This is a genomic window from Skermanella sp. TT6 (genome assembly GCF_016653635.2).
GTDB lineage: Bacteria > Pseudomonadota > Alphaproteobacteria > Azospirillales > Azospirillaceae > Skermanella > Skermanella cutis.
The window spans coordinates 3,545,722-3,566,768 of sequence record NZ_CP067420.1; the positions used below are offsets into that span (position 1 = coordinate 3,545,722).

General features: G+C 68.7%; 22 protein-coding genes and 1 tRNA gene. 10 read left to right on the forward strand and 13 right to left on the reverse strand.

Annotation, left to right across the window (positions count from 1 at the left end; all coding sequences use genetic code 11):
- Nucleotides 1-140: 140 nt before the first annotated feature.
- Both IGS68_RS16695 and fabI read right to left on the reverse strand, forming a co-directional pair.
- Nucleotides 141-782 (reverse strand): HD domain-containing protein, encoded by a 642-nt coding sequence (locus IGS68_RS16695; protein WP_201071410.1) that lies wholly within the window; start codon nucleotides 780-782, stop codon nucleotides 141-143.
- A gap of 57 nt (nucleotides 783-839) precedes the next feature.
- Nucleotides 840-1,610, reverse strand: a complete 771-nt coding sequence (gene fabI, locus IGS68_RS16700) for an enoyl-ACP reductase FabI (RefSeq protein WP_201071412.1) — start codon at nucleotides 1,608-1,610, stop codon at nucleotides 840-842.
- Between the two features lie 164 nt (nucleotides 1,611-1,774).
- Between fabI and IGS68_RS16705 the strand changes: the two genes are divergently transcribed.
- The 3 genes from IGS68_RS16705 (at nucleotide 1,775) to IGS68_RS16715 (ending at nucleotide 3,721) form a co-directional block, all read left to right on the forward strand.
- Nucleotides 1,775-3,175, forward strand: a complete 1,401-nt coding sequence (locus IGS68_RS16705; RefSeq protein ID WP_201071414.1) for an amidase — start codon at nucleotides 1,775-1,777, stop codon at nucleotides 3,173-3,175.
- Between the two features lie 32 nt (nucleotides 3,176-3,207).
- Entirely contained in the window at nucleotides 3,208-3,372 is a 165-nt protein-coding gene (locus tag IGS68_RS16710; RefSeq protein ID WP_201071416.1) for a DUF2256 domain-containing protein, read from the forward strand.
- 91 nt (nucleotides 3,373-3,463) lie between these two features.
- Nucleotides 3,464-3,721 carry a GlsB/YeaQ/YmgE family stress response membrane protein gene (locus IGS68_RS16715; protein ID WP_201071418.1) on the forward strand — a complete coding sequence of 86 codons (258 nt, stop codon included), beginning with the start codon at nucleotides 3,464-3,466 and terminating at the stop codon, nucleotides 3,719-3,721.
- A gap of 80 nt (nucleotides 3,722-3,801) precedes the next feature.
- On the opposite strand, the gene IGS68_RS16720 is transcribed toward IGS68_RS16715, so the two are convergent.
- Nucleotides 3,802-4,584, reverse strand: coding sequence for a response regulator (locus IGS68_RS16720; protein WP_201071421.1), 783 nt, complete (start codon nucleotides 4,582-4,584; stop codon nucleotides 3,802-3,804).
- An 85-nt stretch (nucleotides 4,585-4,669) separates the two neighbouring features.
- The gene (locus IGS68_RS16725; protein ID WP_247880927.1) at nucleotides 4,670-5,101 is read right to left on the reverse strand and encodes a thermonuclease family protein; all 432 of its coding nucleotides are present in this window, start codon (nucleotides 5,099-5,101) and stop codon (nucleotides 4,670-4,672) included.
- A gap of 347 nt (nucleotides 5,102-5,448) precedes the next feature.
- On the opposite strand from IGS68_RS16725, the gene amt reads away from it, so the two are divergent.
- Both amt and IGS68_RS16735 read left to right on the forward strand, forming a co-directional pair.
- Nucleotides 5,449-7,590 carry an ammonium transporter gene (gene amt, locus IGS68_RS16730; protein WP_201071428.1) on the forward strand — a complete coding sequence of 714 codons (2,142 nt, stop codon included), beginning with the start codon at nucleotides 5,449-5,451 and terminating at the stop codon, nucleotides 7,588-7,590.
- Nucleotides 7,591-7,704: 114 nt separating this feature from the next.
- On the forward strand, nucleotides 7,705-8,598 hold the full coding sequence (locus IGS68_RS16735) for a DMT family transporter (protein ID WP_201071430.1): 894 nt from the start codon (nucleotides 7,705-7,707) through the stop codon (nucleotides 8,596-8,598).
- 17 nt (nucleotides 8,599-8,615) lie between these two features.
- Here IGS68_RS16735 and IGS68_RS16740 read toward each other — a convergent pair whose 3' ends face one another.
- From IGS68_RS16740 to IGS68_RS16755, 4 genes are all read right to left on the reverse strand, one after another.
- On the reverse strand, nucleotides 8,616-9,107 hold the full coding sequence (locus tag IGS68_RS16740; protein ID WP_201071432.1) for a hypothetical protein: 492 nt from the start codon (nucleotides 9,105-9,107) through the stop codon (nucleotides 8,616-8,618).
- A gap of 129 nt (nucleotides 9,108-9,236) precedes the next feature.
- Nucleotides 9,237-10,832 (reverse strand): sensor histidine kinase, encoded by a 1,596-nt coding sequence (locus tag IGS68_RS16745; protein WP_201071434.1) that lies wholly within the window; start codon nucleotides 10,830-10,832, stop codon nucleotides 9,237-9,239.
- A gap of 37 nt (nucleotides 10,833-10,869) precedes the next feature.
- Nucleotides 10,870-11,733 (reverse strand): response regulator transcription factor, encoded by an 864-nt coding sequence (locus tag IGS68_RS16750; RefSeq protein ID WP_247880928.1) that lies wholly within the window; start codon nucleotides 11,731-11,733, stop codon nucleotides 10,870-10,872.
- Nucleotides 11,714-12,367, reverse strand: a complete 654-nt coding sequence (locus tag IGS68_RS16755) for a hypothetical protein (RefSeq protein ID WP_201071438.1) — start codon at nucleotides 12,365-12,367, stop codon at nucleotides 11,714-11,716. Before IGS68_RS16755 ends, IGS68_RS16750 begins: the two co-directional genes overlap by 20 nt.
- 801 nt (nucleotides 12,368-13,168) lie before the next feature.
- Here IGS68_RS16755 and IGS68_RS16760 point away from each other — a divergent pair.
- The 3 genes from IGS68_RS16760 (at nucleotide 13,169) to IGS68_RS16770 (ending at nucleotide 15,482) form a co-directional block, all read left to right on the forward strand.
- Complete coding sequence (locus IGS68_RS16760) at nucleotides 13,169-14,149, forward strand: hypothetical protein (protein WP_201071440.1); 981 nt, start codon at nucleotides 13,169-13,171, stop codon at nucleotides 14,147-14,149.
- A complete protein-coding gene (locus IGS68_RS16765) occupies nucleotides 14,146-14,583 on the forward strand; it encodes a phage holin family protein (RefSeq protein ID WP_201071443.1) in 438 nt (145 codons plus the stop codon). The genes IGS68_RS16760 and IGS68_RS16765 overlap by 4 nt, the downstream gene beginning before the upstream one ends.
- Before the next feature lie 101 nt (nucleotides 14,584-14,684).
- Nucleotides 14,685-15,482 carry a hypothetical protein gene (locus tag IGS68_RS16770; protein WP_201071446.1) on the forward strand — a complete coding sequence of 266 codons (798 nt, stop codon included), beginning with the start codon at nucleotides 14,685-14,687 and terminating at the stop codon, nucleotides 15,480-15,482.
- A gap of 87 nt (nucleotides 15,483-15,569) precedes the next feature.
- Here IGS68_RS16770 and IGS68_RS16775 read toward each other — a convergent pair whose 3' ends face one another.
- Nucleotides 15,570-16,379 (reverse strand): HpcH/HpaI aldolase family protein, encoded by an 810-nt coding sequence (locus IGS68_RS16775; protein ID WP_201071449.1) that lies wholly within the window; start codon nucleotides 16,377-16,379, stop codon nucleotides 15,570-15,572.
- Nucleotides 16,380-16,425: 46 nt separating this feature from the next.
- Nucleotides 16,426-17,508 (reverse strand): glycosyltransferase family 4 protein, encoded by a 1,083-nt coding sequence (locus IGS68_RS16780; RefSeq protein WP_201071451.1) that lies wholly within the window; start codon nucleotides 17,506-17,508, stop codon nucleotides 16,426-16,428.
- 164 nt (nucleotides 17,509-17,672) lie between these two features.
- Between IGS68_RS16780 and IGS68_RS16785 the strand changes: the two genes are divergently transcribed.
- Together IGS68_RS16785 and IGS68_RS16790 are read left to right on the forward strand one after the other, a co-directional pair.
- Entirely contained in the window at nucleotides 17,673-18,029 is a 357-nt protein-coding gene (locus tag IGS68_RS16785) for a hypothetical protein (protein WP_201071453.1), read from the forward strand.
- A 13-nt stretch (nucleotides 18,030-18,042) separates the two neighbouring features.
- Nucleotides 18,043-18,117 (forward strand) — tRNA-OTHER (locus tag IGS68_RS16790).
- Nucleotides 18,118-18,133: 16 nt separating this feature from the next.
- Here the strand turns inward: IGS68_RS16790 and IGS68_RS16795 are convergent.
- Genes IGS68_RS16795 through galE form a run of 3 tightly spaced genes read right to left on the reverse strand, consistent with a single transcriptional unit; the run spans nucleotide 18,134 to nucleotide 20,781 of the window.
- Nucleotides 18,134-19,174 (reverse strand): GNAT family N-acetyltransferase, encoded by a 1,041-nt coding sequence (locus IGS68_RS16795; RefSeq protein WP_201071461.1) that lies wholly within the window; start codon nucleotides 19,172-19,174, stop codon nucleotides 18,134-18,136.
- 7 nt (nucleotides 19,175-19,181) lie between these two features.
- The gene (locus IGS68_RS16800) at nucleotides 19,182-19,766 is read right to left on the reverse strand and encodes a methyltransferase domain-containing protein (protein ID WP_201071464.1); all 585 of its coding nucleotides are present in this window, start codon (nucleotides 19,764-19,766) and stop codon (nucleotides 19,182-19,184) included.
- Between the two features lies 1 nt (nucleotide 19,767).
- Nucleotides 19,768-20,781: a UDP-glucose 4-epimerase GalE gene (gene galE, locus IGS68_RS16805; protein ID WP_201071466.1), complete on the reverse strand. Its 1,014-nt coding sequence runs from the start codon at nucleotides 20,779-20,781 to the stop codon at nucleotides 19,768-19,770.
- Between the last annotated feature and the right edge of the window lie 266 nt (nucleotides 20,782-21,047).

Consider the following 21,047-nt stretch of genomic DNA (forward strand, 5'->3'; position numbering starts at 1 on the left):
AGTGCCCGATCAGGTCGGTCCGCCCCGGGGCAGCCGATCAGAGGCGTTGCGCCATGGGCGCAACCTACGATCTACGGACCGAATCACCTCCGCCCTGCATCGAACCGGAGCGCATGGCGGCGACTCGGTCGGGTACCGCTTCAGGCCCCGCCGGGGCCGAACCCGCCCTTCCGGTCCGTCGAAGGATCATCGCCCGGCCACAATCCTTCCCGGTCGGCCCGCCGGTACAGTTCCTCCACGATGCTTCTCAGCGCCGGATCGACCGCCATCGGCAGCTCCGTGCGCTGATAGGTCCGCTCCCGCGCGATGCCGTTCTCGCGCCACGCCAGTCCGCCCGAATTGTAGTTCTGCGCGAAACCCTGGAGCCGGTCGATCGCCTTGGCGAAACGGGCCTCGGGGGTTTCGCCGGCTTCGAACTCGCGCCACCAGGCATGCAGGCTGGCTCCCAGGTCGGGTGGCAGTTCGGCGAACAGGCGTTCCGCCGCCGCGATCTCCCGCTCGGCCTGCCCGACGCAGCCCGCCTCGTCATAGGCATAGGTGTCGCCGGCATGGATCTCGACCAGGTCGTGCACCAGGACCAGCGTCAGGACGTGCCCCAGGTCGACCTCGAATCCGAGTTCCTTGTGGAGCAGCAGGGCGAACAGCCCCATGTGCCAGGTATGCTCGGCATCCGTCTCGCGCCGCGAGCCGTCGGCTATGTAGCCCCGCCGCTCGATCGTCTTGAAACGGTCGGTCAGCAGCAGGAAATCGAGAATTCGCGCGAGGCGCGGTTCAGCGGCCATGGTTCTCCCCTCTCCCCGGGTCGGGGCGAGGGGAGATTACCATCGGCCGCCCGGCCGTCACCCGACGATGTTGTAGCCGCCGTCGATGAAGGCGACCGATCCGGTCAGCGACTTGGCGGCGTCGCTCGCCAGGAAGGCCGCGTAGGCGCCGACATCCTCGATCGTGACCAGGTGGTGCGTCGGAGCGCGTTCCGTCACCCGGGCCATCAGCTCGTCGAAGCGGTCGATGCCGGATGCGGCGCGGGTGGCCAGCGGCCCCGGCGACAGGGCATGGACGCGGATGCCCTTGGTCCCCAACTCGGCCGCCATGTACCGGGTCACGCTCTCCAGGGCGGCCTTGACCGGACCCATCAGGTTATAGTGCTCGACCACCTTCTCCCCGCCGTAGAAGGAGACCGTCTGCAGGCAGCCCCCGTCGACCATCAGCGGTTCCGCCAGCTTGGCCATGCGCACGAAGGAGTGGCAGGAGACGTCCATGGCGAGCAGGAAACCCTCGCGGGAGGCATCGACGACGCGGGCGTGCAGGTCTTCCTTCGGGGCGAAGGCGATGGAGTGGAGGACGAAGTCGAGCTTGCCCCACTTCTCCTGGATCGCGGCGAAGACGGCCTCCAGCTCGCCTTCCACCCGGACGTCGAGCGGCAGGAACAGCGAAGCCTCCAGCTCGTCGGCCAGCGGCTTGACGTGCCGTTCGGCCTTGGCGTTGAGATACGTCACGGCCAGTTCGGCGCCGAGCGCCCGGAAGGCCTTGGCGCAGCCGTACGCGATGCTGCTGTCATTGGCAATGCCGACCACCAGGCCGCGCTTGCCTTCCAGGGAAATGAGCGACATCGAAACTCCTCGATCAAACCGCAGGTTTGTTTGTGCAACGCAGCATAAGGGAGCTTCGTTAATGCTTCAATGCACGGAACGATTACGGCTTGGTGACATCAGCATCCGCGAACTAGACTAAATGACGCACCCCTCGTCCCGAACAAATCTCGGCATACTCCCTTATGAAGAATGATCCGGCCCTGCTCTCCGCCACCGAGCTTCTGGCTCTTTATCGAAGCCGCAGGATTTCGCCCGTCGAAGTCACGCAGGCCTGCCTCGACCGCATCGCCGCGGCCGATGCCCGATTCAATGCCTTCACCCTGGTGGACGGCGACGCGGCGATGGAGTCGGCCCGCGCCAGCGAGGAACGCTGGCTGAAAGGCAAGCCGCTCGGGCTGGTGGACGGCGTTCCGGCGACCATCAAGGACCTGCTGCTGACGAAGGGGTGGCCGACGCTTCGGGGCAGCAGGGCGATCAGCCCCGACCAGCCGTGGGAGGAGGATGCTCCGGCTACCGCCAGGCTGCGCGAGCAGGGCGCGATCCTGCTGGGCAAGACGACGACGCCCGAACTGGGGCACAAGGGGGTGACCGACAGCCCGCTGACCGGCATAACCCGCAACCCCTGGAATCCGGCCATGACGCCCGGCGGGTCGAGCGGAGGCGCCGCGGTGGCGGCGGCGACCGGCATGGGAGCGCTGCATGTCGGCACCGACGGCGGCGGATCGATCCGCATTCCCGCGTCGTTCACCGGCATCTTCGGACTGAAGCCGAGCTTCGGCCGCGTCCCGGCATACCCGGCGAGCCCCTTCGGAACGGTGTCCCATGTCGGCCCGATGACCCGCACCGTGCCGGACGCCGCGCTGATGCTGCGGGTCCTGGCATGCCCCGACCCGCGCGACTGGTACGCCCTGCCCCCCGCCGACAAGGATTACATGGCCGGGCTGGACGACGGCGTGGCCGGACTGAGGGTCGCCTTCGCGCCCACCCTGAACGGCGCGCCGGTGGATCCGGAGGTCGCCGCCCTCGTCCGGCGAGCGGCCGGGGAGTTCACCGACCTCGGCGCCGAGGTCGAGGAGGTGGTCCTCGACCTGCCGGGCGCCACCGACGTCTTCTTCGCCCATTGGTCGGCCGGCGCCGCCACCGTCATGGCCGGCTTCACCGAGGAGCAGAAGGCGCTGATGGACCCGCACCTCCGCGGGTTCGAGAACGCGGGCGCGTCGCTTTCGCTGCTCGACTACCAGCAGGCCGTCCTGGCGCGCGCCCGCCTGGGCATGCAGATGAGCCTCTTCCACCGGCGCCACGACATCCTGCTGACCCCGGCGATGCCGATCCCGGCATTCGAGGCCGGGCAGAACGAGCCGAACCGTCCGGACGAGACCGGCTGGATCGACTGGACCCCGTTCAGCTATCCGTTCAACCTGACCCAGCAGCCCGCCGCCTCGATCCCCTGCGGCCTGACCGCGGCCGGCCTGCCGGTCGGCCTGCAGATCGTCGGGCCGATGCACCGGGACGACCTGGTCCTGCGGGCCGCGCGCGCCTACGAGATGCGGCATCCCATAGCGCTCCCGCCCGAGCGGTCCTGACACCCATGCCCGCCGTCCGGCGGACCGGCCCCATGCGGCGCAAGGGGGACCTGCCGACGAAGCCTTGTGCCGCCTGCGGCCGGCCGTTCGCCTGGCGGCGGAAATGGGCCGCCGTCTGGGAGGAGGTGAAATACTGTTCCGACGCGTGCCGCAGTCGCCGCCCGCCCCGGGCTCCCGACGATGTTACCCCGCCATAGCCGGGGCAGGCATGCGCCTTCGATTTGAACTCCGCGACCGGTTCAGGCGTTACAGGGTCATCAAAGGGGCAAATCCAGAGGGATCGACATCATGGGCATCATCGGTACAATCATCATCGGCCTGCTGGCCGGCATCGTCGCCAAGTTCCTGATGCCGGGCCGCGACCCCGGCGGCTTCATCATCACGATCCTGCTCGGCATCGCCGGCGCCTTCGTCGCGACCTATCTGGGCCAGGCCGTCGGCTGGTACCGGGCCGGCGAAGGGGCGGGCTTCATCGGCGCCGTGGTCGGCGCCATCATCATCCTGGCGGTTTACCGCATGATCGCGGGCCGCTCGCGAGCGGTCTGACGCACGCGTCCGACCGACGGGGGACATCGGACCGCTCCGGCCACGGCCGGGGCGGTCCTTTCGCGTCATGATACCCGGGATCAGTGCAGCAGCATCTCGGGCAGAGGCGCGAACACCGCCTGCGAGATGGCATCCTGTACCGCGGTGGTCGTATAGGGCTTGCGGATGACCGGCCCCAGGCCCTCCTCGTCGAGAAGGCGCAGGTCGCCGGCATAAGCGGTCACGAAGATCACCGGGACGGCGAACCTGTCCCGCAGCATGCGCGCCACCGATATGCCGCTTCCCCCGCGCGCCAGGCGGATGTCCAGCACGGCCAGGGTCGGGCTTTCCGCGTTGGCCAGCGCCAGGGCCTCCGGCTCCGTCGCGGCCATCCCGCAGACGACATGGCCCATGCCGCTGATCATTTCGCTGAGATCCACCGCGGCGAGGGCATTGTCCTCGACCACCAGGACCCTTGCGGTCATCGCCAGCCGCAGGAACTCCCGGATCGCGGTCAGCGTTTCCGTCGCCTCCGTGATGGTCAGGTCGACCAGCTTGGCGGCCTCCGCCACGGCAAGACCCTCCAGCGCGACCAGCAGGTAAAGCCGGCGCTCGATCTCCGGCCGGCGCGCCAGCGCCCGTTCGATCGGATGCTGCGACCTGTCCGGCCGGCCCTCCCCGTCCTGGTCGAACAGGGCGTGAAGGAGAGCGTAGAGCCCGCCCGCGGAAGCCAGCGGCACGCCGAAACGGGTCGGCGCCATGACGGCAATCTCGACGCAGCGCGTCACCAGGTCGTCGCCCCGCTCGACCGACCCGGTAAGGGCGCGCGCGTAGCGTCGGAGGCTCGGCAGATGCTCGTTCAATTCCCGTGCATAGACACGCATTGGCCTTGCTTCCCTCGGTCCTTTCACCGGTAAGCCGGGGCCACATTAGGCACCGAAGCAGGCCCTGTCATCAAGTTAAGTTTGATTAACGTTCCGAGACACCCTTTTCATTGAGCTTCCGGGTCCGCCAGAGCCAGGGCGCCTCCACGCGTCCGGCCCACATGCCGGCGCGGCGCGCCTGCGCCCGCGCCTCGAGCCCGTGGTAGTCGTGACTGAGATGGCTGTAGGCGAAAGCCCAGCCGCGCACGAGCATGGCCGCCGCCAGGTCCTTGCCGAGGACCCGGCAGACGCCCACGCGCTGCTGCGAACGGTCCAACTCGCTGAGCCTGCAGGTCACCGGCCCCAGGTCCAGCATGGATTGCAGCTGGTCGCGCGCCGCGGCGAAGCAGTCGTACTCGGCCCCCCGCAGGGATCGGCAGATCTGCCCGGCGTCCGGAGCATCGATCCCGCGCAGGCGCACCATGGTGCCGTTGAGCGTGAGCACGTCCCCTTCCATGGCGCTGCCGCTTCCGGACATTTCGGACTGCGGCGGCGCCGCGGCCGCAGAACCCCAAGTTGCGGCAAGAATGGCAAGCAATAATGCAATCGATGGCGCAGGCATGCGAAACATGACGGACACTATCCAAGAACTGGTTAATACTGCATTAACGCTGACTTCCTGACCGGGATGCGGAATTTCTTCGCAGGTGCGGCAATATTTTACAGCGCATGAAATCATAATTGGGGTAAGCTTCCATGATCTGTCGGAAACCGGACCGGGCCAGGGTTCACGCCCGCCGGGGCGGGCTCCGGCGGACGTTCATCCAAGCATCCAGGATACCTCGACAGAATGCATTCCCGAAGCCGCGGACAGACCTGCTGACCATGGATCCGGCGGGTCAATACATGGACGTGCTGTGGCTCAGCGTCGCCGCCATCCTCGTCTTCCTGATGCAGGCCGGGTTCGCCTGCCTCGAAGGGGGTCTCGTCCGCGCCAAGAACAGCATCAACGTCGTCATCAAGAACCTGGTCGATTTCCTGATCGCCGCCTTCAGCTTCTGGCTGATCGGCTTCGCGCTGATGTTCGGGGCGAGCTGGGCCGGCCTGATCGGCACCAGCGGTTTCCTGTTCGACGGCGGCGAAACGCCCTGGTCGGGCGCCTTCTTCTTCTTCCAGATGATGTTCTGCGGCACGGCCACGACGATCGTCTCGGGAGCGGTGGCGGAGCGCATGCGGTTCGCGGGCTACTTCCTGTGCGCCGCGATCCTGTCCACCCTGATCTATCCCGTGGTCGGCCACTGGAGCTGGGCGGGCCTGGAGACAGGCCGGGCCACCGGCTGGCTCGCTTCCCTGGGCTTCATCGACTTCGCCGGATCGACCGTCGTCCACAGCGTCGGCGGCTGGATCGCGCTGGCGGCGATCCTGGTGATCGGACCGCGGTCAGGGCGCTTCGGCCCCGAGCCCGGCTCCGGCCACAAGGAGATCGAGGGTCACAACCTGCCGGTCGCGGTGCTCGGCGTCTTCCTGCTGTGGGTCGGCTGGTTCGGGTTCAATGCCGGAAGCACGCTCCGGCTGAGCCCCGAAATCCCCCGCATCCTGATCAACACCGTCCTGGCGCCCGTGGCGGGCGGCCTCGCGGCCCTGCTGATCACCTGGGGCTTCCACCGCAAGCCGAAGGTGGAGATCATCATGAACGGCGTGCTGGCCGGGCTGGTGGGCATCACGGCCCCCTGCCACGTGGTCGGCCCCGGAGGCGCCCTGGTGATCGGCGCGGTCTCCGGGGTCATCCTGTTCGTCGGCATGCGCGTGCTCGAGGAGGTCCGCGTCGACGACGCCGTGTCGGCGGTGCCGGTCCACCTGATGTGCGGGATCTGGGGAACCCTGGCGGTGGCCCTGGTCGGACGGCCGGACCTTTGGAACAACGGCCATACCCGCTGGGAGCAGTTCCTCATCCAGCTCGGGGGCGTCGGCGCGATCGGCGCCTTCTCCTTCGGCGGCGGCCTCGCGCTGCTGTCGCTGATCAACCGCTTCTATCCGCTTCGGGTCTCGCAGGAGGACGAGCGGATCGGCCTCAACGTCGCCGAGCACGGGGCGAACACCGCCCTGCTGCGGCTGCTGGTGGAGATGGACCGGCAGAGGCGCGACGGCGACTTCTCCCGCCCGGTCCAGGTGGACGCGGAGACCGAGGCCGGGCAGATCGCCACGCTGTACAACCGCGTGCTCGAGCGTGTCCGCGTGGAGACCAGACGGCGCGAGAAGGCGGTGCAGGACATGCGCGTCGCGAAGGAGGCGGCGGAAAAGGCCAACAAGGCGAAATCGCAGTTCCTGGCCAGCATGAGCCACGAGTTGCGCACGCCGCTGAACGCCGTCATCGGCTTTTCCGAGATGATCAACCAGGAAGTCTTCGGCCCGCTGGGCAACGAGCGGTACCGAGAGTACATCACCGACATCCACGCCAGCGGGACCCATCTGCTGAACCTGATCAACGACCTGCTCGACCTGTCGAAGATCGAGGCGCGAAAATACGATCTGAACGAGCAGGAGATCGACCTGGCCGTGATCGCCCTGGCGGCCGGCCGCTTCATCCAGAAGCCGGTCCACGACAAACGCCTTAAGTTCAATACCCATATCCCGCCGAACCTGCCGATCGTGCGGGGCGACGAGCGGGTGCTGCGCCAAGTGCTGCTCAACTTGCTGTCCAACGCCGTCAAGTTCACGCCGCGCGGCGGTTCCGTGGACCTGAAGCTGGAATGCGAGCCCGACGGCCGCGTGGCGATCACCGTCAGCGACACCGGGATCGGCATCGCCCGGAAGGACCTTGCCCGCGTCATGGAGCCGTTCGGGCAGGTCGACGGCAAGTTCCAGCAGGAGATGTCGGGGACCGGCCTGGGACTGCCGCTGACCCGGTCCCTGGTGCGCCTGCACGGCGGCACCATGGTCCTGCGCAGCGAGGAGCATGCGGGCACCCACGTCACGGTCCGGCTGCCGCTGTGGCGGGTCGTCCGACGGGGTCGCCACGTCGCCTGAACCAGCGCCCGCCCGCCGGGCGGCCGGCATACCGCCATTGCCAAAGCCGCCTTAGGGCGCTAGCCCTGCCGCCTGCGCCGGGCGTCCCGCCCCGGTGCGCGACAGGTATGCGCAATGGCACAAGTCTCCCTTGCCCCGAGCGGGCGCCCGGCGTGGATGCGGCTGATCCCGGCGGTGTTCGTCCTGCTGTGGAGCACCGGCTTCATCGGCGCCAAGTTCGGCCTGCCCTATGCCGAGCCGCTGACCTTCCTGCTGATCCGCCTCTCCCTCGTGGCGGCCGTGCTGGCCGCGGTCGCGCTGGTCACGCGCGCTCCCTGGCCGCGCCGCTGGAGCGACGCGCTGCATATCGTCGTTGCCGGCCTGCTGGTCCACGGCGTCTATCTCGGCGGCGTCTTCACCGGCATCGCCAACGGCCTGCCGGCCGGCGTGGCCGCCCTGATCGTCGGCCTCCAGCCCCTGCTCACGGCGGCCGCATCCGGCCGCATGCTGGGCGAGACCGTCAGCGCCAGGCAGTGGCTCGGCCTGGCGCTCGGGCTGTGCGGCGTCTTGCTGGTCGTCTGGGAGAACCTGTCGCTGCAGGCCGGCTACCTGTCCGGCGTGGCGCTGTGCGTCGCGGCCCTGGTCGGGATCTCCGTGGGGACCCTGTACCAGAAGCGATTCTGCGGCGGGATGGACCTGAGGAGCGGGACCGCCCTCCAGTACGCCGCCACGAGCGCCGTCCTCCTGGTCCTGGCGATGCGCTTCGAGACGATGGAGGTCCGCTGGACCGGCGAGTTCCTGTTCGCCCTCGCCTGGCTGGGGCTGGTGCTCTCGGTCGGGGCGGTGTTCCTGCTCTATATCCTGATCCGCCGCGGCGCCGCGGCGCAGGTCGCCAGCCTGTTCTACCTCGTGCCCCCGGCGACGGCGGTCATCGCCTACCTGATGTTCGACGAGCGGCTGGGCATGCCGGCCCTGGCCGGGATGGCGGTCGCCGTCGGCGGCGTGGCACTGGTCAACCGCCGGCGGTGACCAGCCGGCAGGCTCCTTCAGGCGGCGCGGCCGAAGGGATGCTGGACGGCGGGCAGGTTGGCCAGATGCAGCAGGATGTCGTCCGGATCGCCGATCTCGGGCGCCGGGCTGTGGATGGCGGCGATCTCCAGGCGCGAGCGCAGCCCCAGGTCGGCGAGGGACGCGTAGATCGCCTGTACCGTCATCGCGTTGGTGATCCGGCTGTCGACGTCCGTCCCGATCAGCAGCAGCGCGAATCCCCCGGCGGCCAGCGACGCGAACATGCCGCGATTGCCGAAGGCCCGCTGCATCGCCATCTTCCCCTGCTCGGGGTCGATGTCGGTCAGGACGATCTTGAACAGGGACAGGTGCAGGCTCGTGCTGCGCAGCAATTCGAGGGAATGCCCGAGCTCGGCCGTGTCGGCCGTCTCCGCCCCCCGCTCCGCCGCCTGCTCCGAGCCGCGCGTGAAGCTGTACTGATATACCGCGGGCTTCTGAACTCCAGTCGCATCGCTATCAGGCTGTGACATGACAGTCCATCCGTTCGGTATACATTCGCCGACACGATATAGGGGTATCCCCGTCGCGGTCATGTGGCAAAACTGTGATATGGCGGGCGTGCAGGGGCATACCTCCGTCCTAGGCCGTCCGGCGCAACGCTAGAGCGCCATCGGAAGGTCGACCCGGATCAACAGCCCTCCGGCGTCCCGGTTCCTCGCCGTGACCCGGCCGCCGATCGCCTCGATGTTCCGCCGGACGATCCACAGGCCGATACCGAAATGGAGGGAGTCGCCCGTACCCGCCGGCTGCACCGGCTGGTCGAAGGGCACGACCGTCCTGCCGCCGTCGGTGCCCGTCGCGTCCAGGGCCCGGTGCTCCGCCGCGTCGGTCGCGTCGCGCTGCGAGAAATACCGCTCGAAGATGCGCTCGATATTGCCCGGATCGACGCCCGGCCCCTCGTCCTCGACCGTCAGGACCGCCATGGTGCCGGACCGCGCCAGGCGCACCTGGATGCTGCCGTCGATCGGGGAGAAGCTGATGGCATTCTCAACGATGTTCTCGACGACGGTTTCCAGCAGGTCCTCGCCGGCCCGCACGACGACGTGCGGCGTGATCAGCAGCCTCAGGTGCAGGTGCCGTTCCGCGAGCAGCCCGGCATAGCCGCTCAGCATGTCCTCCAGCAGTTCGGACAGGTCCACCTTGCGGCGCGGCGGCTCCAGCAAGTCGGCCGCGGCCTCGTCCATGCGCCGGGCGAAGGACACCAGGCCGTCGAGCCGGTCCAGCGAGCGGTCGATCATGTCGATGGCCCTGGGTCCCCGTCCGTCGCTGCCGGGGATGATCCGCTTCAGGGGCTCCAGCGATTGCCGGATCACCGCGATCGGGGTCTTGAACGCGTGGGCGTTGTCCTCGGCGGCGCGGCGCAGGTTGTCGGCCGAACTGCGCAGGGTGTCGACCAGCCGGTCGAAGTCTTCGGCGACGCTGCGCAGCTCGGGCACGGTGTTCTGCTCGGCGAACGAGGACCGGCCGTTGCCGTCGTGGTTCCCGATCTGGCGGGCCAGCAGTCCGAACCGCCGCAGGTTGCTCCAGACTCCCAGGAACAGGAGGAGCACCAGCGCCGCCATGGCGAGGTAGATCAGCGCCGCGGCCTGGACTTCCGGCGTCTGCCAGTAGGGCTGGCCGATCGAGGAGCCGAGATAGGTCGGCGTCGAATGGGACGTCACCACGGCCCAGCAGCCGAACGGGCTGTTGATCGGGGTGATCGAGGTCAGGACCTCCAGCGCGCCCGATGCGGTCTGGAGCCGGATCGCCAGCGGCTGGTTGCCGCTGCAGGTATCCGCGAGGCGGGCCAGGATGCCCTGCTCCAGCAGGCGCTGGCGCTCGATGTCCAGGTTCGCGTTGGGGGCCTGGGGCGCCGCGCCGACATAGTAGAAACCCTGGGCTCCCGGAACGCCTCTCGGCCGGAGCAGGAGCTTCAGCCGAGTGTTCTCGTCGGCGAACCGGGCAAGCTCCTCGCCGAGCCGCGTCAGGAGGCTGGCGTCCGCCCTGGCGAGCAGCGGCTCCAGCGCACGGGCGATCAGCTGGCCCTGCTGCTGGGCGCTCTGGAGGAGCAGCGTCTGCTTGTCCTCGTCCGCCGCCCGGAACTGCTGGTAGATCAGGATGGGCACGGCGATGAAGACGACCGAAACAAGCACCAGCCGGCTGGCGAGCGAGCGCAGGAGCCAACGGCCGCCGGTCTTTGCCCGCGGCTGCGCCATCAGGACTCCGCTCCCGGCTCCGTCCGCCGGCGCCCCGTCAACTCAAGCCTCCCGCATGCCCCCGCAGGTCGTCGTCGCCGTCCATCCCGCCGCCGACCGGATCGTCGCTCCAGCGGTAGCCGAAGCCGGGATAGTTGTCGATCAGGTCGAAATCGCCGTCCACCATCCTGAACTTCTGGCGGATGCGCTTGATGAAGGCGCGGACGTTGGCCCGGTATCCCGCCGGACCGTAGCCGGCGACGAACCCCTTGCCATGCACCAGGTCGTAGATCTCGCGGTAGGAGATGTCCTCGCCCGGCCGGGTCGCCATCAGCCGCACGATGTTGAACTCGGTCAGGGTCAGGTCGACCCGCGTGCCCTTCCAGAAGGCCCGGCTGCCGTCCAGCCGAAGTTCCAGCTCGCCGCGGTTGAACAGGTTGGGGTTGCCGCCGCCCGCGGGCGCGGCGCCGGCCTGCGCGCCCGGCGCCGCGCCGGGATCGCCCTCGTCCGGGCCGGTCTTGCGCCCGCCCAGGATGAGCTGCATGCGCTTCAGCAGGATCGGCAGGGAGCGCGATTTCTCCACGAAATCCACGGCGCCGCCGGCCAGCGCTGCCTCCTCGTAGATCTGGTCCGACAGCACGGTCAGGAAGATCACCGGCACCTCGATGCCGCTGGCCCGGAGCTGGCGCAGCACGTCGATGCCGTCCATCTTGGGCATGCGCCAGTCGAGCAGGACCACGTCGGCGTTGCCGCCGCGCAGGAAATAGTCGAGCGCCGGGGCACCGCGGTCGAAGGGAATGACCTCGTATCCCTCGTCGGCCAGGTTCATGCCCAACGATTCCCGGAAGAGATCGTCGTCATCGACCAAGGCGACCTTGGACGGCACGGCGCCGGCGGCCGGGTTAGTTGATGCGGTTGCCATGGGCCGTCTGACGGCCTGAAGCCTGGGCGAGGAGTTGTGCGAAGCACCGTTCATGGACATTGGGGGCATCGTCGCTACTCGTCAGTTCATAGGAAAGGGCACGGAAGTTCTGCGTTGTCATCTCCATGAAGAAGAAGACGCGCAAGACGCAGGAGGGAGTGGCGTATTGCCAGTATTTCGCGGGCGGGACATCCTCGGTCCAGGACGGCTCTCCGAGAAGCCGGACGGTGGCCTGTTCGTCCAGGCCGACCAGGGCCTTGGGGCCGGGATGGTCGGATGGCGGCGCGGCGGCCAAAGGCTCCGGGGGAGCGGGAGTGGCCGGGGATGGCAGCGCCTCCGCGGGGGCCGGCAACGGCTCGGGCAAGGGAGCCGCGGGCGGCACCATCACGACGGAGCCGCCGTTCGCCTCGGAACCTTCGGAGGCGTCGCGACGTTCGGGGGAGACGTCCGGTTCCGGGGCGAAAGAGGGGGGCCGGAACGACGCGGCGGCATCCGGCACCGGCTTGCGGCCGGCGGGAACGCCGGCAGTGGCGGCGGTCGGAGCCGGCGGCTTCGGCTTGGCCCTCGGCACGGGAGCTTGGGAGACCTCCGTGCTGGCGGGGGGCGGCTCCGCACGGACGATCATGAGCGGCACGGTTTTCCCCTGTTCCACGCAACCCGTCAGCATAATAGCCGACATCGAGACAATAGCCGCTAAAATACGCAATGAATGCCCCCGAGCGGAGGTTCCCCCGCTTGTCCAGTCCAAGGCATGCAGCACACCGGCACGACAAATGCCTTTGTCGAGGTACAGGTTGTGCGTATCTGCATTTTGTCGCCCAAAGTTATACAGCGTTACGTTCGGCGTTGGCTTCACCATCCACGCTGTATACATCGTATGACTAATGAAGGGCAAACTGGTGAATAGAAGCTTAAGATTTTTCCCAATTCGGCACCCTTACCACCATTGCGCTGGGGAAAACGACAGGCAAAGGCGGCGCAGCGCCGGTGATCAGGCGGCGGGGCCGACTTCGGTCGATCCCGCCGCCTCCCAGTCGGATGGGCAAAAGCACGTTCCAGTCCGTCGGCCATGCCGCGGAGGCTTTGCCATCGGGATATCCGACCGCGTTCCCTGCCGGCGACATCGCGCGCCGGGTTGGTCCGGCGGCTGCATTCCTGGGGCGGGAGTATGCACCGCGCCACAACAAGCAACCGCCTGACGGGCCTATACTGTCGATAGTGACACGACCGGTCAAGCCTTGGGGAACGCCAAAGGTTTACGCATCCGGCGCAGACCTAGCCCCTTCGAGAGGAAGGCTCCAAGCCGGGCAAGGCGGCCCTGCCATCCGGCACCCCTTTGGAACTCATATCCGTCGCTCGCTGTTCCTTGGGAGATCTTTGGTCAGAATGCGTGAATGAGCGCAACGAAGAACAGCGTCATGAGGAGGTCCTGAATATGGCTACGCGCGACACGAATGGGTCCCTGGGCGGTTCCCCGGGCAGTTCCACCGGGTCGGGGTTGGGCGCCTCCACCACCGGATCGGCCCGCGAGACCGCATCCAACACGGTCGAACAGGCCAAGCAGCAGGTCGGGGAAGAGGGCAACCGGCTCGCCGGCGCCGCCCGCACCCGCGCCCGTTCGGCCTTCGAGCATCAGCAGCATCGCGTCGCCGACAGCATCGGCAGCGTTGCGCAGGCTCTCCACCAGGCCGCCGACCAGCTCAGCGAGCGGAACGAGGACATGGTCGCGCGCTATACCGATACGGCCGCACAGCGTATCGAGCAGTTCGCCGACAGCCTGCGCGACCGCGACCTGGACGACCTGATCGGCCAGGCCGAGCATTTCGCGCGCCGCCAGCCGGAGCTGTTCCTCGGCGGCGCGGTCGTGGTCGGCTTCGCCATCGCCCGCTTCCTGCGCACCTCCGGCAGCCGCGGCGCGCGGTACCGCGGCGGCATGGGCCAGGGCGGCATGGGCCAGGGCGGCTACGGCGGAAGCTATGGTGGGGGCAGCTATGGCCGGCAGACCGGCGGGTACGGCGGAAGCGCCGGCGAATTCGCCCGGCGCGAGACCGGCAGCCGCGGCTACTCGACGGGGACCGGCACCTCGTCGTCGGGCATCGGCGGCACCTCCGCCGGAACCGCTTCGGGAACCATGGCCGGTTCCGCCGGTGCGGCGACGACCGGCTCTCCCGCCGGGACGGCCGGCGTTTCGGGAACGGGAGCCGGCGGCTCCGGCCTCGGCGCGGGGATCGGCAATGCCGGCGGCATCGGCGCCATGCAGCGTAACACCGGCGTCGTCGGGACGTCGGCGCACGAGGAGCGGTCGACCGGCGGCCTGGGCGGCACGGCGGTTCCTTCTTCCGGAAGCACCGCTTCGACCGTGAAGCCCGACACCGAGAGCAAGGGGACCACTCCGCCGAGGGGGACCAGGCCATGACCGGCAGGCCGGACGACAGCTTCCGCGGATACGATGATCCGCAGCGGACTGGTGGCGACCGGCCGCTGACGGGCTTGCTGACCGAGCTCGCCCACGAGACGACCACCCTGGTGCGCAAGGAGGTCGAGCTCGCCAAGGTCGAGATGTCCGAGAAGGTGAACCAGGCGACGACCGGAGCGGTCTCGCTGGCCGCCGGCGGCATGGTCGCCTTCGCGGGCGTGATCTTCCTGCTGCTCGCCCTGACCTACTACCTGGCGACGTTGATGGAGCCCTGGCTGGCCGCATTGATCGTCGGCGGCGTCGTGACGGTGATCGGCATCATCCTGGTGTCGATGGGCAAGAGCAAGCTGGCGGCCAAGAACCTACAGCCGAACCGGACCATCTCGACCCTGCAGGACGACAAGGACTGGGCGAAGGCGCAGATGGGGCGCTGACCGCCCCACGGGCCGGAACGGCCCGGCCGAACAATCCACCAGGGCGCGCCTGTCCCATTCCGGGGCAGAGCCGCAGCCCGCAGACCATCAGGCGGAACACCATGAACAGAACCTATTACGAAAGCCACGGCAACTACTCCCACGACGACGACGACCGCTCGATCCTCGGCAATCCGGTGCCGCTGGCGCTGATCGGCCTCGGCGTGGGCTGGCTGGTCTGGAGCAACACCAGCCATCCCGGCGTCGACAGCCGCATCCGCGACGCCCGTCGGCGCGCGCGCCAGTACGGCAACACCGCCCTGCACCGGGCGGAGGAACTGCGCGACCAGGCCCTTCACCGGGCTTCGGAGTTCCGCGACCAGGCGACGAACCGCGCGTCCGAGTGGCGCGACCAGGCCGGCAACACCGCCCAGTCCATGCGGGACCGCGTCCAGAGCCGCACCGGCGGTCAGGGCCAGGGCTTCTCCGGGTCCGGCTATTCCGGCGGCGACGCCTACGGCGGCACGGGGCGCCAGGGCGACTATCGCGAGCGCGCCCGCCAGTACGGCGACCGGGCCTCGCAGCGTGCCCGCCAGGGCTACGGAAGCGTCGTCGGGCTGGTCGACGAGCACCCGCTGATGGCCGGCATCATGGGCATCGCCGTCGGCGCGGTGCTGGGAGCCAGCATTCCCGCCAGCCGCTATGAGAACGAGCTGCTGGGCGAGTACAGCGACGAGTTCTACAGCCGGGCCCGCGAGTTCGGCAGCGAGGCGGTCGACCGCGCCACCAACGTGGTCCGCACCGCCGCCGAAGCGGGCGTCGAAGCCGCCCGCGACGCCGGCCAGGAGGAGGCCGAGAAGCAGGGCCTGACCGCGGAGCAGATGCAGAAGCGCGCCGAGGAGAAGACCGGCAACGCCTGACGCGTCCCGCCGGACAGACCTCGCCGACGGAGAAGGGCGCCGCCGACCGGCCGGTCGGCGGCGCCCATTTTCCATCCGGAGCCCGGCTCAGTAGAGTCCGACCGCCTGCCGCTCCGACGGCGCCTCCGGGGATGTCCCGTGCCCGGTCGCTTCCAGCACCGCCGCACGCGCGCCGGCCGCCATGAGATGGACGTCGGAGCCGCCGGTCACGAACCGGTAGCCCAGCTCGATCATGCGCCGGGCATAGGCCGCGGAGCCGCAGTGGATTCCCGGCATCACGCCGCGCGCCGCGGCCCGCTCGCGGATATCCACGATCGCGTCGTACATCGGCGGCTCCGTATGGTCGAAGCCGAACCTGCCGGTCAGCGCGTAGCACAGGTCCGCCGGGCCGACATAGATCGCGTCCAGCCCCGGCGTGCCGAGGATGTCGTCCAGGTTATCCAGCGCCTCCTTCGTCTCGATCATCGCGAAGACGACGATGTCGGCGTTGGCATGCTCGGGATAATCGCCGCCCGAGGTCAGCATCGCCCGGTTCGGCCCGAAGCTCCTGTAGCCCTGGGGCGGATAGCGGCAGGCGCCGACCAAGCGCTCCGCCTCCGCCCTGCTGTTCACCATGGGACAGATGATGCCGGCGGCACCGGCATCGAGGGCCTTCATGATGTAAGCCTCGTCCAGCCAGGGCACGCGCACCAGCGGCGCCGCGGCGGTGGTCGAGATCGCGGTCATCATGGCGACCGAAGCGCCGTAATCGATCACGCCGTGCTGCATGTCGACGGTCAGGCTGTCCCAGCCCTGGTGCGCCATCGTCTCGGCCGCGTACCCGTCCGGGATCGACAGCCAGCAGTTCAGGGCGCTGCCGCCGTCGCGCCAGATCGAGCGAAGTCTGTTCTCTTTCATGTTTCCTCCCCTTGCAGGGTGGAGCTTAAGGGGTGAGGCCCCGGCGTCAAGCCGGACGTTGCGGCGGCGCCGGACGACTGAACGCCTCGAAGAGCCGGTCGTACGTCTCCAGCATCGCTTCTTCGCCGTACTCCCGGACCACGCGGGCACGGTTGGCGTTGCCCAGCCTGCGGCGGAGCGTGGCGTCGGTCAGCAGGCGGCGGAGCGCCGCGGTCAGTGCCGCCTTATCGTCCCGTTCCACGACGAGCGGCCGGTTTTCTTCGGTGACCATGGCCCTCACGTCGCCGACGTCGGTCGAGACCACGGGCCGCGCCGCCGCCATGGCTTCCAGCAGGCTCAGCGGCATCTGCTCGGTGTCGGACGAGATCGCGAAGACGTCCAGCAATCCCAGCGCCCGCTCCGGGTTCATCATGTTGCCCCTGAAATCCACCCGATCCCCGATGCCGAGGTCACGGGCGGCGGCTTCAAGCGCCGGGCGGTCGGGGCCGTCGCCGATCAGGACCAGCCGGGCCGGCGGGTCCGGCGGCAGCGCCGCGAAGGCGCGCAGCAGCCGGCCGAAATTCTTCTCGCGGCGGAGCGTCCCGACCGACCCGACCAGAAGCTCGCCGGGACGGCGCGGCGGCAGCGCCGTCCCGTCGGGAGCGGCGGCGAACCGCGCACAGTCGATCCCGTTCGGGATGAAGCGGACCCGCCGACGCGGAATCCGCCAGCTCTCCAGCGCGATCCGCTCCAGCAGCCGGCTCGGCACGATCACTTCCGTGGGACCGGCCAGCGCCACCCGGCGGAACCAGATGCGCCGGCGGAAATGCCGGCCGATCGCCTCGTCCGGCCCGAAGCCGTCCTCGAAATGCAGATGGGGGCAGCGGGCGGGAAGGCGGTTCGCCAGCCCCCACTCGACCGCCCCCCACGCATAGGTCAGCAGCAGGTCGGGCCGCCGGTCGCGCAGCACCCGCCGGAAACGCGCCAGGTTGCGCAGGCTTAAGGCCCTGCCCTTCTCCACGTCCACCGGAAGCACCGTCACGTCCAGGCCGGGGTCCAGCCGGTCGAGGCAATCGGTGTTCCCGTCCACCGACACGATGGTATGCCGGTAGCGCCGTTCCAGGCGGTTCGCGATCTTGGCGAAACGCATCTGCTGCCCGCCGACCTCGAAGGAAGAAAAGACATGAAACAAATGCGGCGGATCACGGGTTACCACCTCGGGAACACTTGGGTGGAACTGTGGGGGTGTGGCCCGATCGGCGATTGTCACGGCATCTCTTCTTTGGCTAGGGTCGCGGCAAGTCAGGAGGCACGATGTTCCACCCGCGGACAAGCCGCAAGAAGCTCGAACAGGTTATCCGGACGCTCGATGCGGCGGCCCGAATTGGTCACCGGACGGATGCCGCCGGCTTCCGTGTCTCCACGATCGAGGAGCGGCGCACCACCGCGCGCTACGATGCCCTGATCGGGGCGCTGGAACAGGCGATGCGGACGAAGAAGTTCGACCTGTCCCGCGACGACGCCCGGCTGCTGGTCACCGCCCTGGACCTCTACAATGTCCGGCGGACCGACGGCGTCGGCCAGTCCTGGGACGAAGAGGTGGAACAGCTTTTCCAGGAGCTTCAGTCCCTGTTCGCCAAGACCTACGGCGAGGCGCTCTACGCCGCCTGACGGCCCGGATATCGGGGGAGTAGCTTAATCGGGAAAGCCCTGTCCTCCGGGACAGCAGTTTCAGGTTCAAATCCTGGCTCCTCCACCACCTTCGCCGGACTGCATCACCGCCCCAGCAGCCGTCGGCGGATCAGGCGCGGCAGATAGCGCCGGAGCGTATGGGCGGCGCCGCAGGCCGTCGTCGGATCGTACGCGGTGAGCGTCCAGCGCTGGCGGCGCAGGGGCAGCCACTCCTTCTTGTAGGCATCGTCGCCGCAGCCGAAATCGATCTCCGCGACGTCGCCGGACCGGAAAGCCTCGCGCACCATGTGGCGCGTCAGGATCGAGCCTGCGGAGAGCTTACGGCGGTTCTCGGCATAGGACAGCTTGAAGATGGTGGCGCGGCCCCGCCAGACGATCCAGAGCTGGGCGGCTACCGGTTCGCCATCCACCGTCAGCACGCCGACCCGGACGGCGCCCGCCTCCAGCCCGGCGCGGATCAGGCTCGGAATGAAGAGCGGATAAGGCTCCGGCTCCTTCCACGACAAGGCGTGGACATGCTCGTACAGTTCGGTCGCCCGCTCCGCGTCGGCCGGCGACCGGAAGACCTCCAGGTCCACCCGGTGGTCGCGCCGCAACGCCCGTTCCTTGCGCTCGACGGTGTTGCGCAGACGGGTGCCGCGCCCGTTCCAGTATTCCTCGAAGCCGCCAGCGACCGGGCTGTACCAGTTGCCGAAATCCTCGACCGTCTCGACCAGGTACCCGGCGCGCCGCAGCCCCCGCCGCAGCGGGTCCAGCGTGGCGGTCCCTCCGTCCAGGGCCGAGAACACCAGCCGCGCGGGGCGCGGCTCGCGGCGCCGGACCTGCCGCCCCCAGGTCTCGAAGGCCGCGGCGGCATCGGCGGTCCCGGACTGGAGCGGGCCGAAACGGCAGGTGTAGTAATTGCCGAGCCAGGACAGCTGCACTCCCCGGAACGGCCCCAGCGCGTCCAGCCGCTCGCGCAGCGGCAGGACCAGCCCCTCCGGGGTGGCTTCCACCGACAGGCGGTCTCCGGGATCCAGGCAGGTTTCGGCGAAGACCCTGTACCACGTGCCGGTATCGTAGAAGTCGCCGTCCGGAACGTCGGGCAGGACGCCGCCGAGGCTGGCCGGATCGCGATGTATCACCGGACGGTCAGAGCTTGCACCCGACCACATGGTACTCCGGCCCGAAAGGCAGGAACGGAATGGCCCCGCCGTACCGGATCGCCACGTTCCAGAAACCCGCGTCCCCGACCGCGCGGCGCGCATCGCGGCTGCCCAACGGGCTCTCCCCGCCGGTCGGCTCGAACAGGACGAGCAGTCCTCCCGGCTTCAGCACCCTCAGCAGCTCGCCCAGCAGGAGCGGCCGGACCTCGGGGGACGACTCGGTCAGGGCGCCGAAACCGGTGACGACGTCGAAGCTGTCGGCGCCGTAGGGCACCCTGATTCCGTCGAAGCGACGGTAGTAGGCCAGTCCGCCGAACCGCGCGATCGCGGGCGACGGGCGATCCGGTTCCAGGCACACGAGGCGGACGCCGCGGAACAGGGTGCGATACCAGGGCACCGCCTCGGCGTTGCCGACCGCGATGTCCAGGATGCCGCTGGAGCCGGGGAAGAGTTCGCGCAGGTCCTGCGTCAGGCGCAGGACCTCGCGCACGCGGCGCTCCGCGCGGTCTTCCTCGTCATAGGGATCGATCCGCCCGGCGCGGGCTCCGAACGCGAAGTCCTGGATCGACATGTCAGGAGGCCCGGCGCGCCTTGGACTCTTCGGCGGAGCGGCGCTCCCAGGCCAGGGCCGTCTCCACCATTTCCTCCAGGCTGCCATGGGCGGGCTTCCAGCCCAGCAGCCCGTGGATCCGGTCGGCCTTGGCGACCAGGGCCGGCGGATCGCCGGCACGGCGCGGCGCGTCGTCGACCGGCAGCGGGCGGCCAATGACCTTCTCCACCGCCTTCAGCACCTCGCGCACCGAGAAGCCCCTGCCGTAGGCGCAGTTGACCAGCAGGTTGCCGCCCTTTCCGACCAGATGGCGCAGCGCCAGCACATGGGCGTCGGCCAGGTCCGAGACATGGATGTAGTCGCGGATGCAGGTGCCGTCGGGCGTGTCGTAGTCCGTTCCGAACACGGATATCGCGGGGCGCAGCCCCAGCGCCGCCTGGACCGCCACCTTGATCAGGTGCGTCGCGGCCGGGGTGTTCTGGCCCGCCCGGCCGGCCGGGTCCGCGCCCGCCACGTTGAAATAGCGGAGGATGCCGGTGTTCAGCCCGTGGGCCGCCGAGGCATCGCGCAGCATATGCTCGGTCATCAGCTTGGACTGGCCGTAGGGATTGATCGGCCGGGTCGGCGACTCCTCGTCGATCGGATAGGCCTCGGGCTCGCCGTAGACGGCGGCGGTCGAGGAGAAGATGAAGTGCTTCACGCCCAGGCGCACGCAGGTCTCGATCAGGCCCAGGCTGTTCTGGGTGTTGTTGCGGTAATACTTCAGCGGCTTCTCGACCGACTCCGAGACCACGATGCTGCCGGCGAAATGCATGATCGCGCCGACCTGGAAGCCGCGGATCACTTCCGCCACATGCTCGGTGTCGGCGATGTCGCCTTCGATCAGCGGGACGCCGTCCGGGACGGCCGACCGGATGCCGGTCGAGAGATTGTCGAAGACGACGACCGGGAAACCGGCATCCTGCAGGGCCAGCACGGCATGGGATCCGATATAGCCGGCGCCGCCGGTGACCAGAACAACCGGAGTTTCGTCCATCAGGCTTTCCTAGAGAGTAATGGATTTGACACAATCAAGTGCTCATTCGTCATTATCGCGCCTGAGCCTCGACACCTGAAGAACGCGAAGGAATACCGGAAAAATTCATTCACTCTGCATCGGACCAAGGGCTTATCCCAATGCGCCGGCACTGGCACGGCCGCCTGATACTTTGGGGCTAAATCCTAATAGATAGGCTTGCTATGCATCCTGGTTCGGGTACGTACTTCCCGCAGTCCGGGATCAGCATTTCCGGATTTCAGCGT

What these genes read in the sequence shown, in the direction of transcription:
- IGS68_RS16775 (WP_201071449.1), bottom strand. Translation starts at nt 16,379, where the DNA reads ATGAAAGAGAACAGACTTCGCTCGATCTGGCGCGACGGCGGCAGCGCC.
- amt (WP_201071428.1), top strand. Translation starts at nt 5,449, where the DNA reads ATGGATCCGGCGGGTCAATACATGGACGTGCTGTGGCTCAGCGTCGCC.
- IGS68_RS16695 (WP_201071410.1), bottom strand. Translation starts at nt 782, where the DNA reads ATGGCCGCTGAACCGCGCCTCGCGCGAATTCTCGATTTCCTGCTGCTG.
- galE (WP_201071466.1), bottom strand. Translation starts at nt 20,781, where the DNA reads ATGGACGAAACTCCGGTTGTTCTGGTCACCGGCGGCGCCGGCTATATC.
- IGS68_RS16770 (WP_201071446.1), top strand. Translation starts at nt 14,685, where the DNA reads ATGAACAGAACCTATTACGAAAGCCACGGCAACTACTCCCACGACGAC.
- IGS68_RS16765 (WP_201071443.1), top strand. Translation starts at nt 14,146, where the DNA reads ATGACCGGCAGGCCGGACGACAGCTTCCGCGGATACGATGATCCGCAG.
- IGS68_RS16725 (WP_247880927.1), bottom strand. Translation starts at nt 5,101, where the DNA reads ATGTCCGGAAGCGGCAGCGCCATGGAAGGGGACGTGCTCACGCTCAAC.
- IGS68_RS16800 (WP_201071464.1), bottom strand. Translation starts at nt 19,766, where the DNA reads ATGTCGATCCAGGACTTCGCGTTCGGAGCCCGCGCCGGGCGGATCGAT.
- IGS68_RS16720 (WP_201071421.1), bottom strand. Translation starts at nt 4,584, where the DNA reads ATGCGTGTCTATGCACGGGAATTGAACGAGCATCTGCCGAGCCTCCGA.
- IGS68_RS16760 (WP_201071440.1), top strand. Translation starts at nt 13,169, where the DNA reads ATGGCTACGCGCGACACGAATGGGTCCCTGGGCGGTTCCCCGGGCAGT.
- IGS68_RS16780 (WP_201071451.1), bottom strand. Translation starts at nt 17,508, where the DNA reads ATGCGTTTCGCCAAGATCGCGAACCGCCTGGAACGGCGCTACCGGCAT.
- fabI (WP_201071412.1), bottom strand. Translation starts at nt 1,610, where the DNA reads ATGTCGCTCATTTCCCTGGAAGGCAAGCGCGGCCTGGTGGTCGGCATT.
- IGS68_RS16740 (WP_201071432.1), bottom strand. Translation starts at nt 9,107, where the DNA reads ATGTCACAGCCTGATAGCGATGCGACTGGAGTTCAGAAGCCCGCGGTA.
- IGS68_RS16785 (WP_201071453.1), top strand. Translation starts at nt 17,673, where the DNA reads ATGTTCCACCCGCGGACAAGCCGCAAGAAGCTCGAACAGGTTATCCGG.
- IGS68_RS16710 (WP_201071416.1), top strand. Translation starts at nt 3,208, where the DNA reads ATGCGGCGCAAGGGGGACCTGCCGACGAAGCCTTGTGCCGCCTGCGGC.
- IGS68_RS16705 (WP_201071414.1), top strand. Translation starts at nt 1,775, where the DNA reads ATGAAGAATGATCCGGCCCTGCTCTCCGCCACCGAGCTTCTGGCTCTT.
- IGS68_RS16715 (WP_201071418.1), top strand. Translation starts at nt 3,464, where the DNA reads ATGGGCATCATCGGTACAATCATCATCGGCCTGCTGGCCGGCATCGTC.
- IGS68_RS16735 (WP_201071430.1), top strand. Translation starts at nt 7,705, where the DNA reads ATGGCACAAGTCTCCCTTGCCCCGAGCGGGCGCCCGGCGTGGATGCGG.
- IGS68_RS16745 (WP_201071434.1), bottom strand. Translation starts at nt 10,832, where the DNA reads ATGGCGCAGCCGCGGGCAAAGACCGGCGGCCGTTGGCTCCTGCGCTCG.
- IGS68_RS16750 (WP_247880928.1), bottom strand. Translation starts at nt 11,733, where the DNA reads ATGGCAACCGCATCAACTAACCCGGCCGCCGGCGCCGTGCCGTCCAAG.